Raw genomic sequence first — 17,334 nt, 5'->3', positions numbered from 1 at the left:
CCGTCCTTTTTAAATGAATATGAAGTATCGCTATATCATATTTACAAGCACAATACTTTAGATTAAAAAGCATTAAAGTTACTATCATAACCTATTCATCTAATAATTCAGGGAGTTGTTCAAAAGTGGATCAATTATACAAACCAACCCGTCATTGGAGAGATATAGAAATGTGGAAACATGTTACTGAAGACCAATGGAATGATTGGGTTTGGCAACTTACGAATACAATCCGTACCTTAGAAGATTTAAAAAAAGTAATTCATTTAACACCAGATGAAGAAGAGGGAATAAGAATATCTACAAAAACAATCCCGCTTAATATTACTCCGTACTATGCTTCACTGATGAATCCGGACGATCCGCATTGTCCAATTCGGATGCAATCTGTACCGATTTCGAATGAAGTATATAAAACAAAGTACGATCTTGAGGATCCATTAGAGGAAGATGAAGATTCTCCAGTTCCTGGTTTAACTCATCGATATCCAGATAGAGTGTTATTTTTAGTTACCAATCAGTGTTCAATGTATTGCCGATACTGCACACGTCGACGTTTCTCTGGCCAAGTGGGTATGGCGGTTCCGAAAAAGCAGTTAGACAGAGCTATTGAGTATATAAGAGAAACGCCTGAGGTTAGAGATGTATTAATTTCCGGCGGAGATGGTTTGTTAATTAATGACACTATATTGGAGTACATACTGAAAAGTTTAAGAGAGATCCCTCATGTTGAGATTATTCGAATAGGGACACGTGCTCCAGTCGTTTTTCCACAAAGAATTACAGAGAATCTTTGTAATATCTTAAAGAAATATCATCCTATATGGCTGAATACTCACTTTAATACATCAATTGAAATTACAGAGGAAGCAAAAAAGGCGTGTGAAATGCTTGCTGATGCAGGTGTGCCATTAGGAAATCAGTCAGTGATATTAGCGGGTATCAATGATAGTGTAACAATAATGAAAAAGCTAATGCATGATCTAGTAAAGATTCGTGTTCGCCCTTATTACATATATCAGTGTGATTTATCAGAAGGCATTAGTCATTTTAGAGCCCCTATATCGAAAGGTCTTGAAATTATTGAAGGACTCAGGGGGCATACGTCGGGTTATGCAGTACCTACATTTGTGGTAGATGCGCCGGGCGGGGGAGGGAAAATTGCTATTCAGCCAAACTATATCATTTCACAAAGTCCTGATAAAGTGGTTTTACGTAATTTTGAGGGTGTCATTACATCGTATCCTGAGCCGCAAGACTATAAGGCTGATAGGGCATTAGACTATTTCAAGAAAATCTATCCACAATATACAAATGAATCTTCAACTATAGGGGTTGCAGGGATACTCCAAGATAAACAGTCTAGCTTAATTCCAGAAGGTTTGTCGAGGTATAGTAGAAGAAAAGGGTATGAAGAAAATCCTGGTCATATTTCATTGAAGAATAATAGGGATAAAAGGGATAAATTAAAAGAAAAGAAGTATCAATCCCAGCTTCAAAAAATGGCAAGTAATCATGAACTCAATAAAGTGTAATAGTCTTTTTAATCTGTATTTTTGAATATTAATCTTAATAGTTATAATTAGAAAGTTTCTATTTAAAGGGGGGGGAATGCATGCTATTATTTTGTCTACCTTACGCTGGTGGTTCGGAGGTAGGGTATTACAAATGGGGGAATCATTTAGATAAATCTATTTATTTACATCCTGTTCCGTTGAAAGGAAGGGGACAAAGATTTAATGAGGGCTTCTATATGAGTATGAAAGAAGTAACGGATGATATTTATAATATGATTCAGGATAAGATCGACCAAAATCAGTATGCATTATATGGACATAGCATGGGAAGTATATTAGCTTACGAGCTATATCATAAGATCCGTTCTGAGGGCAAAAGATTACCAGAACATATATTTTTTTCTGGTTGCAAAACACCGGATCGGATGAAAGATAAAGAAAAATTACATCATTTTTCTAATCAGGAATTGCTAAGTAAATTGAGTGCTCTTGGAGGCATCCCACAAGAGTTGGTTGATAGTAAAGAATTAACAGATTTGTTTCTACCGATAATAAGGAATGATTTAAAGATACTAGGAGAATACGAATATAATCCTAATCAGCATAAAATCGAATGTGATATTTCCATTCTTATAGGAACTGAAGATACAGTAAAACTAGAGGAAGCTCTAGAATGGAATAAATACAGCGAGCGTGAAGCGATAGTTTATACATTAAATGGTAACCATTTTTTCATTAACAATAACATTGAATATATTAATAAAATTATAAACAAATCACTAATTTATGAAAAAAATAACAAGAATCAAGTGGGAGTAAATTATGAGTATTTATAATAGTGTATTAGATTTTGTTGGAAAAACGCCAATGGTACAACTAACAAGTAAAGACTTATGTAATGTGAATTTATTCGTTAAATTAGAGGGAAACAACCCTACTGGTAGCGTTAAAGATAGAGCAGCTGCACACATTCTTGAAACTTTGCTTCAGAAAGGTGATATCGACAAGGATACAACAATTATTGAATCTTCGTCTGGTAATTTTGGTATCGCTTTAGCAAGTTATTGTAAAAGGCTAGGTTTGAAATTTATTTGCGTAGTTGATCCGAAAATTTTACCTGTGAATGAAATGATCATTAGATCTCTAGGAGCAACAGTAATAAAAGTAACAGAACCCGATAATTCAGGTGGATATTTAATCACAAGGTTAGAGAAGGTTAATGAGCTAAGAAATTCAATAGCAAATTCATATTGGATTAATCAATACGGTAATAAATTAGTTGCAAATGCATATTACGAGACCGTAGGGAAGCAAATATGTAACGAAATTGAAGTGGATTATATTTTTTTAGGTGTAAGTTCTGGGGGGACAATTACTGGCATTTCTAATTGTGTCAAAGAGAAGTTCCCGAAATCAAAAGTTATCGCGGTAGATATGGAAGGTTCTGTTATTTTTGGTTTGCAACCTCAAAATAGATCCATCCCTGGGATAGGCTCAAGTATTGTACCGGATATTCTAAAAGATTCAATCATTGATGATGTTGTGATAATCAGTGAAAAAACGAGCATAGAAATGTGTAAAGAACTCTTAAGTAAACATGCAATATTTGCTGGAGGTTCTTCGGGTGCTGTATACGGTGCAGTGAAAAATTATTTTAAAGATAAAAACTATGTGAAAAAGCCTAATGTAGTAACGCTGTTTGCAGATAGGGGAGATCGATATTTTGATACGATTTACAATGAGGAATGGTGTCATAAAGTATTGAATCCTCATTCTGAAAAAGAACTCAGTTTGATATAGGGTTTTAAACATTTGTATCAATCAGATAGCACTAAGGAGTAATTAGGTTTTCTAAATGATGGGGGCTCATCATTTCTATTTTATAAAAAAGTACTTTGTTACTTAAACTACTGATACTTAGGGTGGGATCAAAAATGAATAAAGAATATAAATTGTCAGAGGGTCAAAAAGGATTATGGAAAATACAAACGGCCAATCCGCAATCAACGGCATATAATACTTACTTTTCTGCAAAGGTTGAAAGTGATATAGATGTATACGATTTACAAAAGGTTAGTGATTTAATTTCTGTGAAACATCCTATTTTATGTGCTCGTTTTATTGAGAAAAATGGTGAAATACTACAAACGGTTAACGAAAATAATCGTGTATCTTTTGAAACCTACACTTTTATAAACGAGCAGGAAGTACGTGATTTTTTCAATATTGAAGCAAATAAATTGATTGATTTAAAGAATGGACCACTTTCTAGATTTATAGTTGCTACTACTGATGATAATAATAAATATGTATTGCTTATTACACACCACATCGTTGTCGATTATTGGTCACTTATTGTGATATTGAAAGAAATCGCTTCTATTTATAAACAGATGAGGAATAACGAAGATTTTTCTCTAGTAGCAAATGACTGTTCTTTTTTTGATCATATTGAGATGTTAGATGAGTATAAAACAACAGATAAATATAAGAAGTCATTAGATTATTGGAAAGAAAGGTTACACAAAGGGGTAGAGGAACTTCAGCTGCCATTCGGAAAGTCTAGGGATATGTTGAAAAGTGAAACAGCTGAATCCATTGTTTTGCAGTTAGATAAAGGTTTAACTGAAAAAATTTATTCGGAGTCCTTTAAGATGGGTGTTACTCCTTTTAGTTTTTTATTAGCAAATTACCATATAGTGCTATCTTATTATTTTGATAATAACAATATCGCTACAGGAGTTCCTTTTTTAGGACGGCATTCAAAAAAACATCTAGATAAGATTGGTTATTATGTGAATACATTACCTGTAAACTGCTTGGTAAATGACACGCAATCTTTTGCTGAGTATGCCAATTTGGTACAACGTGATGTAAGAAAAATATTCTCAAATCAAAGGGTATCTTATCAAGAATTGATAGAGAAGTACAATGATCAAGGTAATTCCGCTAACCAGCCTTTATATCAAACTATGTTTGTACTAGAAAAAGCAAGAACTTCTGATTTTGAAGGTGCCTCGTTATTTTTTGCAGGTGTGGAAGGCATTACATTAGATATGGGAGAAATAAAATTTTCTTCATTCCCTCTTCTAAAGAAATTTGCGCAATCTGATCTAACGTGTATATTTGAAAAAGTTAATACTTCATTACATGGGGTTATTCAATATAATGCTTCTCATATGACGAAAGAGTTTATGGAGAGTTTTTTGAATTTTTATAAAAATATTCTTGATGTTACTACCTCACAGCCAGATAAGCAAATAGCAGAGCTTAAAGTATTATTAACAAAAGATGTAGAACTGATTGATCGAACAAACGAACATGCGGATAATTCAATGGGTGATTTGTATCATAAAGGTGGAGTTTCTTACTACTTAGAAAAACAATTCAATAAGGTTCCAGATCAAATTGCAATCGTAACAGAAAATCATTCTGTGACTTATAAAGAACTTAATTATAAAAGTGCATCCATCGGAAAGGTATTGTTATCTCATCCTGCACAACAAACAAGGCGCCGTGCACTTATTTGTTGTGATAAAGCGATTCATTCTATTTATAGCATAATAGCTGCCACGCGTTCAGGGTATTCTTATATTTTATTAGATAAGGGAACCCCTCTCACAAGAGTGAATGAGATTATCCATCAGACTTCACCGGAGGTAATCCTATTTGATGAAGGAAGTTCAAATGTTTTAAAAGAGTTACGTATTCCATCAGATATTTTAACTTTAAATATAAGTCGAATTGAAGATTCTACAGATATGTTATTCGAAAGTGTTTATGCGGATGATCAAGATGAGTTATATTGTGTCTTTACTTCTGGTTCGAGTGGAAACCCAAAAGGGATCAGCATTCCTAATGATGGTGTTCTGAGGTTAGTATTAAACCCTAATTATTGCAAGCTGTCAAACCAAAATGTTATTGCTCAAATGAACAACTTAGGTTTCGATGCTACAACGTTTGAAATTTGGGGAGCTTTTCTTAATGGAGCTAAACTCGTTTTAATCGAAAAAGAAGATCTGTTATCTCCGGATGTATTAAAGGAAAAGATTAGCCATAACGGTGTTGATACGTTATTTATTACAACATCTTTATTTAATCAATATTCTACTGCAGAAAGTAGCCCATTTAAGGGGGTAAAACAGATTCTTTTTGGTGGTGAAAAAGTTAATTTAGATTGTGTTAAAAAGTTCTCTAAGAATCTTCCAGGATGCCAATTTATTCATGTATATGGGCCGAGTGAAACAACTACGTTTGCTACTTTTCATAAAATTCACGATGTAGAATCATATGAAGAAGATTTACCTATAGGAATTCCTATTTCTGATACCGTTATTGATATTCGAAGTCAGGATGGCACTCATAATCTTCCTATTGGAGTGGTAGGTGAGATGTATATTGGAGGTAAAGGTCTTGCCAATGAATATCTGAATCTTGAGGAAGAGACCCAAAGGAAATTTATCTCTATTAAATTAGAAAATGGGGATATAACTCGGTTATATCGTTCGGGTGACTTAGCATATCGAAATACACAAGGTGAAATTGTTTATTGTGGTAGAAAAGATATGCAAGAAAAAATCAGAGGTTTTAGAGTTGAGTTAACGGATATAAAAAAGAAGATTGATAAAGATATAACTGTAGAGGATTCATATATTACAACAGTTCAAGATGAATTTGGCCAAAAGCAAATTGTGGCTTATATAAAACCGTTTGAAATAAATAGATTTGATCTATCTATTACTAAGGATACATTAAAGGGATTATTACCTGAGTATATGATTCCATCGTATTTCGTGATTGTAGAAAAATTCGTGCTAACAAAAAATGGGAAAATAGATAAAAATAATCTTCCTAAGCTTGTTATACACCAAGAAAACGTAAAGTATGAGGCACCTATTACTGAAACAGAAAGAATTATTTCAGAAATTTGGTGTGATATTTTAGGACGAAAAAAGGTAAGTTGTATTGCTGAATTTTTTGAAGTAGGTGGCCATTCTTTGCTCGCTATGAAAATTAAAATGAATATGGAAGAGCGATTTTCTATCAAGGTTGCATGGGAAGAATTTTATACATTAACTACTATTAGAAAAATGGCAGAGAATATTGATAAGATATTGCTTTCTGGTCAAAATGAACAGTTAAGTATGCCGAAAATCAAAAGAAGAGCAAGAAATAAGGTGTAGGAGGTTATTGATGGATATCTTAAAAAGTTATGGTTTGAATCTTCACTGGGAAAACGAGTTTAACAAGCATACAAGTTCACAATGTGAAATCGCAAGAGTAGTTACTTGTTTTACTAGTAAAGATATACTAATAGCCACACAATCAGGTTTGAGGAGATGTAGGACCTCTCAGAAACTATTAACATCTAATGCAGCGAGTCTACCGGTCCCTGGCGATTGGGTAAGGGCTAGAAGCATAAAGAATGATGAATATATTTTAGAATTCATTTTAGACAGGAAATCTATTTTTTATCGTAAGAAGCCAGGAAGCCTTTATGAAGAGCAAGTAATCGGCGTAAATCTAGATAAGCTATTTTTAGTGACATCAATGAATAAAGAATATAATCCGAGACGACTTGAAAGATACATTACTCAGGCTCAGAAATGTCGTATTGAACTTATTATTGTTTTATCTAAAGCGGATCTAGTCACTGATCCTGATTCTTATGTAGAAATAACTCGTAGAATTCATCCTGATGGTAAGGTCTTAACAGTATCTGCCCTTGAAGGCGTAAACGGCATACAGTCGTTAATTCCACATTTAATCCCTGGTGAGACAGTAGGATTTGTAGGGGCAAGTGGTGTTGGAAAAAGCACAATTATTAATACTCTAATTGGAACTGAAGTGATGAAGGTTGGTCATGTTAGTGAAGCTACCTCAAAAGGCCGCCATACAACTACACGTAGAGAATTAATTTTATTTAATAACGGGACTATTTTGCTTGATACACCTGGAATGAGAGAGTTTGGAGTTTTACTTGAAGAAAATGATAGTAAAGCAGGATTTCCAGAAATATTGGAGTGGGCAAAATATTGCACCTACTCCAATTGTCAGCATAAAAACGAAAAAGGATGTGCAGTTAATCAAGCTGTAGAGAACGGGATCATTTTGCGTAAACGCTTGGATAACTATCATAAAATAACGTATGAGCAAGATTTTCTATGGGTAAAAGGCAGAAGAATAAGTAAGGAGAAGTTGAATTATAGCAAAGGTGCTAAAGATAAAGAAAAATATAAAAGAAACAAATATAACTATTTTAAAGATTAACGTTATCAAAGTAGCTATTTGAGGAGTCTCTGAACAAAAATTAAAGGAAATGTGAGGTAATCTATTTTGAATGATATTTTTCAGATGTCTGCTTCGAAAGCCCAACAAAGGTTATGGTATTTCGAGCAAAAATACGCTAAGACGCAACTATATCATGTTCCCTTAGAATTTGAAATGAGCGGAGCGTTTCATGAAAATGCTTTTAAAGAAGCAATTAAAACTCTAGTTAAACGACATGAGCCATTGAGGACATCGTTAAAAGAGATAAATGGAGAAGTAGTACAATTTATCCACGAAGATATTGAAATACATGGAGAATCAAGAGAGTTTAGTCAATTGGAATTTTCGGAAAAAGTATATTCTGATGAATACAATGAAATATTCTTGCCAGTTTTTGATTTCCATACAGCTCCTTTATTTAGGTGGAAAGTTATCCATTTTAAAAATAATGTTCACAGAGTAATATTCGTATTCCATCATATTATTGTAGATGGTTGGTCGCTTGAACTATTTTTAAAGGAGCTGTCACAAGCATATAATGCATATTCAAAAGGAACCTGTTATCAACCAGATGAAATAGAAGTTCAGTATGCAGATTTCGCACAGTGGCAAGTAGAGTGGCTTAATAATGGTGAAAGAGAGAGAGTTAAAGAGTTTTGGGATGGTATGTTCGCAGATGGATATGAGAAAACAGATATTGATTATCCTGCAAATGATAAATCACTTATCAACTTTTCTGGTGGTTATCATGAACTGAAAGTGGACCATAAGACAAAGGAACAGATGAATAATTTTATTCAGAAAAATGGTGCCTCTTTATTTTCAGTATTGTTAACTACATATATCGGAACTTTGTCATATTTTTCAGGGGAAAATGAAATTGTATTAGAAACAGTAGGTTCTGGAAGAGTTAGTAGTGATCTGATGAACATGATGGGGTTCTTCGCAAATGTATTACCGTTAAAGATTAAGGCTGGTAGCAAAAGCTTTAATGATTTAGTGCAAGAGGTACATCAACTATCTCAAAAGTTAAATGAAAATCAATCGCTACCATATGAAGAAATAGTCAATCACTTTGCTAGTTCAGAGTATATTGAAGATTACTCACCTTTTTCTGACTTCATGTTTCTATTTCAAGATACATCTATTTCAGAAAATTTATTTAATGACTCGATCTGTAAACTGCATAAAACATATGGACCGTTGGCAAAGAAAGATATGACCATTATCGTTGATAAAGATAATGATGGATTATCTATTGGATTGGAATACTCATTACAAAAATATGATAGGAAATTTGCAGAGACATTTTTATCTACCTTTTTTATTTTGCTTAATCGCTATCTGAGAAAGCCAGATGCTGAAATAGTAAACATTTCACCTTATTCTCTAAGTGATTTCGATAGCCATTATGAAAAAATTAATCCAGTAAGAGAAACGGATTCTATTTTTAATGCTCATGCTATGTTGGAAGGTGCGATATTAAAACATAGTCAATTAGTCTTTACAAAATATAAAGGCGTTAATTATACATATAGTGACCTTAGTGAGCAAGCAGACTTAATACTAGGTGAACTCATTAGCAAAGGAATCGCTCCAGGTTCGAAGATTGCAATTATTACTGATAGAGAGCCTGCATTTATCTCTTCAGTGTTAGGTTGCTGGAGAAATGATTGTACATACATCCCTCTTGATTTATCATTGCCATCAGAACGTATGCAACAAATTTTAAACGCAGCAAATTGTAGTTGTATAATTTATAACTCGGAGAAAATAGAATTGGATTCGCTCAATTTAAAGCATGAAAAAATTATAGATTTAAATTGTGAATTTGATCATAACGTTCTTGTTAAGAGAAAAATTGCAAAAAATCCGGCTTATGTTCTGTTTACATCGGGTTCTACAGGAGTACCAAAGGGTGTCATTATTTCTCAAAATGCGTTAGGAAATTATTTAGATCATTGCGTAAATAACTATTGTATAAATGATAATCGTCTTGCTGTAGTCCATACGTCATTATCCTTTGATTTAACAATAACAAGCGTTTTTCCACAACTTATAAATGGTGGAAGAGTAGAATTCATTGAAGTAAGGCAAGGTTTAGATGGATTCGTTTCATATATTCGAAACGTAAAAGAACCACTTTTACTAAAGTGTACACCTGCACACTTAGAAATTTTATTTGAATCAATAGATTCTCAAACTTTAGCAAGTAAAAAAATATGTGTTGTTGCGGGTGGAGAAAATATTAATGATGATCTCATTCGAAAGTTCAAGAGGTTGTTGCCTTTATCTAAATTGATTAACGAATATGGGCCAACTGAAGCCACTGTTGGTAGCAATATCTGCGAATTAACATTAGATTCTTCTTATGCAAATAAGACGAGTATGGGGCAATCCATTAAGGGAATGTTTACTTATGTGTTAAACAAATACAATATGATCCTCCCACCATATACAATAGGAGAGATTATATTAAGTGGTACAGGCCTTGCAGAAGAATATTTAAATGATAGTAAGTTAACAGATTCAAAGTTTATAAAAGAAGGTTTCCTGGGCAAGCGTATATATAAAACCGGGGATTATGGATTCTACGATGATAACGGAAATGTATATTACGTGGGAAGAAAGGATAGCCAAATAAAAATCAGGGGTTATCGTATTCAAAAAGAAGAAATTGAGAAAAATATAGGTACTTTAATTAATCATGCTTTTGTTACAGTTTTAGGTGTTAAAAGTACAAGTGATAGATTAGAGCTATGTGCGTTTTATAAAAATAGTGTAGAGATTGATGTTCAATCTGTTAAACAGCATCTTGCAGATAAATTACCATCGTATATGATTCCAGCTTATTTTATTAGAGTAGATGAGATACCAATTAATCGAAATGGCAAAGTTGAAGAGAAAAAGCTAGAAGAAATTTTTCTTCAAAAAAGAAAAGAACTAAATACAGCGAGTAATATGCAAGTTTTTTATGGTATAGATAAGGAAATCTCAGCTGTATGGAGTGATATTTTAGGACGTGCAGACATCAATCACAAGATGAATTTTTTTGAAGTGGGTGGCAATTCAATACTTGCTGCGCAGTTAGTTAATAAAATAAATGAAAAATTCAAAGTAAGTTTGACATTAAAAGAGTTGTTTGAAGCACCCGTTTTTGAACAATTCTCTAATATAGTTAAGTCAAGCCATACTAGAGATGAAAGTATTTTAGATGAACAAAGTTTGTTAGAGAACCTTCCTAGTATGGGACAAGAGCGTTTGTGGTTATTGGATCAACTTGAACCCAACAATCCATTCTATAACATTGTCTTTACGATAAAAATTTCCGGGAAATTAAATATAGATAGACTGACAAGTTCTCTAAATACCATTGTGAATAGACATACTGTGTTTGGTTATGCGTTTAAGCAAAGTGACGAAGGTAACGTTATTATAGAAGAAAATACAGTTGAGTTGCACATTGACCAGGAAAGCGTGCAACCAGATTGTGATGTGAATCAATATATAGAGGATGTTTCCAGGGAGTTTGGTAATATTCCTTTTGATCTGAGTCATTCGCCGCTGCTAAGGGCGAAGTTATTACAAGTAAACGAAAGAGAGAATTATCTCACTTTCTCAATTCATCATACAGTTTGTGATGGGTGGTCTATGGGAGTCTTATTAGAGGAACTAAAACATTTCTATGAAGAAGATTCTAATACAAGCATACAGGTTGATGAAATAAAGTATCCTTACAAAGTATACTCTAATTTACAAAGAAAAAGGATTGAGAAAAATTCCATTCAATCCAAGTTAGATTGGTGGAAGAGTAAATTCCCAGAAGAACTCCCGGTTTTAAAAATGCCTACATCATTTCCGAGACCAAAAGAAATGTCCTTTAAAGGAAAGCACGTTCTTTTTTCTTCTGGAAAGGATATTTGTAAAGCTGTTAAAAGAAAAGCGCAATACTTAAAAACGACAGAATTTAATATTCTATTTGCAGCATATAGTTTAATGCTGCAAAAGTATAGTAGACAGGAAGAATTTGTTATTGGTGTTCCATTTGCAAATAGAGAAAATGTTTATTTTGAAAAGCTTATTGGCTATTTTGTAAATGTGTTGCCTATACCTATTCAGTTTGATGAAAGTATGTCGTTCCATAAATTAATCGAAAACATTCAGAGGGATTTCTTGAACGTTTATGAGAATCAAGATGTACCAATGGAACTATTATTACAGGAATATAACGATAGTAGAGATCTAAGTAGAACACCACTTTTTCAAACTTTATTTACGTTACAAAATGCACCGTTAAGTGAAATGAGAATGGGAGAGTTAGAGCTTGAACCTATTTTTATTGAAAATTATACTTCTAAGTTCGATCTTTCATTAATTGCAGAAGAGAAAAATGAAGAGTTTCAATTTAATTTAGAGTATTGTACAGATTTATTCCATGCAAACTTTATAGAACGTTTTATAGAAAACTTCCAAAACATGTTACGTATCATTTGTATGGAAGATATAAAGCTAGATGATATAGATATTATTAGTGAAAAAGAAAAGCAATTTCTACTACATGACTTTAATAACAATAAACTTGAATTTCCTTTCAATCAGTCTATTAATGAAATCATTGATCAATGGGCAATGCGTGTACCAAATAAAGTTGCATTTTCTGATGATAATGGAACGATTACTTATGCTGAGCTAAAGTATGAAACGGATTTGCTTTCAAGGTCTTTTGTTCAACCAGAGGATACACCAACACCTGTACTAATATATATGGATAGAAGTATTGATTTTGTAAAAACAATACTATCTATTTGGAAAGCTGGAAGATCTTATATTCCACTTGAGGTGAATTATCCAGCTGAAAGAATTAAAGATATTATAAGGCAGTCAGAAACAGATACCATTGCGGTAAACAATCTATCATTAAGCTCGTTACCGTTAATGGAAGAAATTAATAGAATGGTTAATATTAATGAGACGATTCATGTTCCTAACATTGAACCGGTTAGAAAATTAAAAATGAACGATTTAGCTTATATCATTTTTACTTCAGGCTCAACAGGTAAGCCTAAAGGGGCAATGATTGAACAAATAGGTATGCTAAATCATTTATTTGCTAAAATACACGATTTTAAAATTAGTAATCAAGATAGAATTGTTGAAAATGCTTCGCAATGTTTCGATATTTCAGTATGGCAATTTTTCTCTACCGTTTTGGTGGGAGGATACTGTCACATTGTATCAGATGATACTGCCAAGAATTCAAGAGAATTGTTACAACAAGTATTAGAAAAGAATATCACGATTTTGGAGGTTGTTCCAACTTTACTTCGTTTCATTTTAGATGATCTCGATTCTCTCTCTATCTTGAAAACATGTGATCAGTTAAGAATGTTGGTTGTAACTGGAGAAACACTACCGCCTGACCTTGTAAATAGATGGCATCATAATTTTGGGAATATTCCGATTGTTAATGCTTACGGACCAACTGAGTGCTCAGATGATGTGACACATTATTGGTCCGAAGAGAAATTTGAAGATATTGTGAGTCATGTTCCCGTAGGGAAGCCTGTTGCGAATATGAACCTTTACGTACTAGACAATAATATGAAATTACTTCCTAGAGGGGTACCAGGTGAATTATACGTCTCTGGAATTGGAGTTGGTAGAGGGTATATTAATGCTCCGCTAGAAACTAAAAAGGCATTTTTAGATAATCCTTTTAACGGAGAAAAAAATAGATTTTATAAAACTGGTGACCTAGTAAGGATTAATGAGGATGGCGATTTAGAATTCTTAAGTCGTTTAGATTTTCAGGTGAAAGTAAGAGGTTATCGGATCGAATTGAATGAGATTGAAAATGTTTTATTGAATAACGAAAAGATAAATAACTGTTTAGTAGTTGGCTTCGAGGGTGATTCGGGAGAAGCGAATCTAGCTTTATATTACTCGTGCAATAACTTAGTAAGTAATGAAGAAGTTAAAGCATACCTGAGCTCATATTTACCTTCTTATATGATTCCGGTTGTGATGATAGAAGTAGAAGAATTTCCAATAAATAAGAATGGGAAAATTGACAGGAAGTTGCTGCCAAAACCTATTTTAAAAGAGGAGATTCTAGATAAAAACTTTAGTGATACGGAAGAGAAATTAGCGAACATTTGGAAAGAATTAGTTGGTAGAGATGTAGGAAGAACAAGTGAATTTTTTGGCTTAGGTGGTCATAGTCTTTTAGCTGTGCAAATGTTAAACAAATTAGAGAATACATTCAACAAAAAAATTACACTTAGACAAATATTTGAAAACCCAATACTTAAAGATTTAGCTCAGGTTATTGATAGAAGCGAAGAATTACAGGTTAGTGTACCTGGGCTTCAAAAATTTGAGCACAACAATCACCCGATTCTTTCATATTCACAAGAGAGAATGGCGTTTTATGAGTATGTGAATCAAAATACTACAATGTTTAATATACCGGGTGTATTTAATATTAAGGGTAATTTAATAAAAGAGGATTTAAAAAATGCAATAAATACGATGGTTTCAAAGTTTGATGTTTTACGAACTACTCTATCTTTTGAAAATGGAGACCCGAAAATTCATATAGCAGATGAAATGCATGTGGAGTTAGATTACGTAGAACAAAACGATCCTGTAGAGATATCTAATTTAATTAGCTTGAAAACTAAGTATGTATTTGATTTGGAAAATGGTCCTTTAATGAAATTTACATTAATGAAAAGAGAGAAAGATGATTTTGTACTCATTGCTTTATTCAGTCATTTAATAGCTGATGGGTGGTCAATTAACCTAATCATAAAAGAAGTGATGTGTAATCTTCTAGAAAAAGAACAAAAATTAACATTAGATGAATATAAGATAAATAGCAGTTTACAGTATTATGACTACGCGAAATGGCAAAAGGATATGTATGAGAGTGGGAAATTTCAGCCGCAACTAGATTATTGGGCGCAAAAATTAGGGGATAATCCTGAGAGTACGTTATTAGAGAGTAGCTTTGATCATAACAGAGAAGTTAATACATCTTCTATTTTGTTGAAACAGGACATAAATCCAAGAATCATGGCGGATTTATATAAATTGTCCCAGGAGAAAAGAGTTAGTTTATTCAATATTTTGTTAGCTAACTTCTTCCATTTGGTACGCTTATTAACAAAGAACGAAGATTTAACCATAGGTATTCCTATTGCAGGAAGAGAGCGGTCTGAATTTGAGGATATGATTGGATGTTTCATAAATACATTGCCTATAAAAATATCGGTAAATGAAGAGGTATCGTTCCAATCCATTTTAACCATGGTTGAAGAAAGTGTTACGGAAGCGATTGAAAATAGCTCGATTCCGTTTGAGAAAATAGTAGAAAGAATTTTACCGGATAGAACTTTTGGGGAATCACCATTATTCAGCCTTTTCTTTAATATGCTTGCATTCCCAGATTTAAAGAAGAGCGAAGTGCTTTCAAAAGGAAACTTGGCCATTGAGGAGTCAGAATTTGTGCCTGAAATTGATTCGAAATTCGATGTCACTTTTTATGTTCAAGAAAAGAAAAATCAGCTTACAATCTTTTCGGTATTTGATGGAAATAAATTCACAGAAAACAGGGCGAAACTAATATCTCAACAGTACTTTAATCTGCTAGTAAATAATATTGAGAATACTTTAAATGCAAGTCTATCTTCTCAAGAACAAGTTTTAAATTATACAGATATGCTAGATAAAAAGTTTGAAGTACCGCTATTTGAAAAATTTAATAGAGTAGCTCGTGAATACCCTAATCAAATTGCTATTAAGAGTCATGGACAATCTTATTCGTATCAATATTGCTATGACTTGAAAGAAAAGATTACATCCTATTTAAAGATGAAGTTGAAACCGAATGAAAGAGTTGCAATTTATTCGAATAGAAATAAATATTTACCGATTATTTGCCTTGCTGCTATGGAATCTAGGAATCCTTTCATCATCTTGGATAGTGAACATCCACAAGAACTATTAACAAAGAAAATAAGTATAGCTAACCCAAAACTCTTAATTAATTGTTGTGACCATCAAATTGAAAGTAGCGAGGTTAATATACAGCATATTGATGAAATTATTAATAATAGCTACAGCAGAGACAAAGAAAGTTTAGATTATGAAATTTGCTTTGACACGGCTTGTTATATTAACTTTACTTCGGGTACAACAGGAGATCCTAAAGCAATTCAAGGGAATCATGGAGCGTTAACTCACTTTGTTAATTGGTATATAGAGGAATTTGATTTTGGTTTAGGTACTTCATTTTCTATGCTATCAGGGCTCTCACATGACCCTATTTATAGAGATATGTTTACTCCGTTATGTAGTGGTGGAGTATTGTGTGTGCCGGATGGAATGAATCTTTTAGATGCAGATAACATTATTCAGTGGTTAATGAAAGAGAAAATCAATGTTGTCCATACAACACCAAGCTATTGCAAACTAATCTTTTCCGACAAACAAACCTATAGAGACTTAGATTTTATCTTTACCGGTGGAGAAAGTTTAAATAGAAGTGTGTACGAGAAAATAAAACAGAATAATTCAACAACTAGAATTTTCAGTTTTTACGGATGTACAGAAACGCCGCAAGGAATAATGCTAAAAGAATTAGCTCATAATACGCTAAACTTTAGAGGTTTAGGAAAGGCTATTCCAGGAGTACTTCCGATTATTGTAAATGATAAGTCGATGAGAATATGCAGCTCGGGAGAAATAGGTGAAATATGCATTATAAGTAATTACATTACAGACGGATATTTAAATTATGATTCAGTCGATAACTATCAAGTATTTACATTTGATGATACACACAGTATCCCTCTCTTTAGGACAGGAGATATGGGCTGGATGAATGAAGAAAATGAAATTATTTATATTGGCAGATCAGATCGTCAAGTTAAGATTAGGGGAAATAGAGTAGAGCTTGGAGAGATAGAGAGTTTAATCGCTGAATCAGAGTTTGTAGCTCGGTGCGTATGTATCGCAGATTGCGAAGATGACAAAAGTATATATGCTTTTGTTGTCAGCTCCGAAGATGAAAGCATGGTTAAATCTAATATCCAAACAAGATTAGCTAAAAGCTGTCCGTTATATATGTTACCGAATCAAATAATAATGATTGATGAGATACCTCTAACTTCAAATAAAAAAATTGATCAAAAAAAATTAATGAATTTGGTCACACAAACAAGAAATGAATTGGAATTGGAAGTGGAAGAAGATCTAAATGAAATTGATTTCGTTTTAGTAGATATTTGGGAAGAACTATTAGGAAGAAAACCTAAATTAAATAGTGATTTCTTTGAATTAGGGGGCAATTCTCTAAAAGCAGTTCAATTAGTCAGTCGAATAGAAGAACAATTTGGATTGAAAGTGTCTATAGAAAACTTATTTGTTAACAGAAGATTAAAACAAATGTCTAGATTAATAGAAAGCGACTTAATTACATTTATAGAATCTCTTTCCGAAGAAGAAGCAATACTTTACTTAGAGAAAATTAATGGGTAGGTGC

General features: G+C 32.9%; 6 protein-coding genes. All 6 read left to right on the top strand.

From position 1 onward, the window contains the following. Window positions 1-170: 170 nt before the first annotated feature. The 6 genes from ablA to M014_RS0103895 all read left to right on the top strand — a co-directional run bounded on the left by ablA (window position 171) and on the right by M014_RS0103895 (window position 17,330). On the top strand, window positions 171-1,535 hold the full coding sequence (gene ablA / locus M014_RS0103920) for a lysine 2,3-aminomutase (protein ID WP_051588534.1): 1,365 nt from the start codon (window positions 171-173) through the stop codon (window positions 1,533-1,535). Between the two features lie 80 nt (window positions 1,536-1,615). After that, window positions 1,616-2,353: a thioesterase II family protein gene (locus tag M014_RS0103915; protein ID WP_026590548.1), complete on the top strand. Its 738-nt coding sequence runs from the start codon at window positions 1,616-1,618 to the stop codon at window positions 2,351-2,353. Further along, entirely contained in the window at window positions 2,340-3,317 is a 978-nt protein-coding gene (gene sbnA, locus M014_RS0103910; protein ID WP_035414545.1) for a 2,3-diaminopropionate biosynthesis protein SbnA, read from the top strand. The genes M014_RS0103915 and sbnA overlap by 14 nt, the downstream gene beginning before the upstream one ends. Window positions 3,318-3,451: 134 nt before the next feature. Beyond that, on the top strand, window positions 3,452-6,700 hold the full coding sequence (locus M014_RS0103905) for a condensation domain-containing protein (protein WP_026590546.1): 3,249 nt from the start codon (window positions 3,452-3,454) through the stop codon (window positions 6,698-6,700). A gap of 10 nt (window positions 6,701-6,710) precedes the next feature. Continuing rightward, on the top strand, window positions 6,711-7,787 hold the full coding sequence (gene rsgA, locus M014_RS26350; protein WP_051588533.1) for a ribosome small subunit-dependent GTPase A: 1,077 nt from the start codon (window positions 6,711-6,713) through the stop codon (window positions 7,785-7,787). A gap of 66 nt (window positions 7,788-7,853) precedes the next feature. Beyond that, complete coding sequence (locus tag M014_RS0103895; protein WP_026590545.1) at window positions 7,854-17,330, top strand: non-ribosomal peptide synthetase; 9,477 nt, start codon at window positions 7,854-7,856, stop codon at window positions 17,328-17,330. Window positions 17,331-17,334 lie beyond the last annotated feature (4 nt).

This window comes from Bacillus sp. UNC437CL72CviS29 (assembly GCF_000482345.1).
GTDB lineage: Bacteria > Bacillota > Bacilli > Bacillales > Bacillaceae_G > Bacillus_A > Bacillus_A arachidis.
Note: the sequence above shows the minus strand (reverse complement) of the source record. Positions and strands in the feature narration are given on the sequence as shown.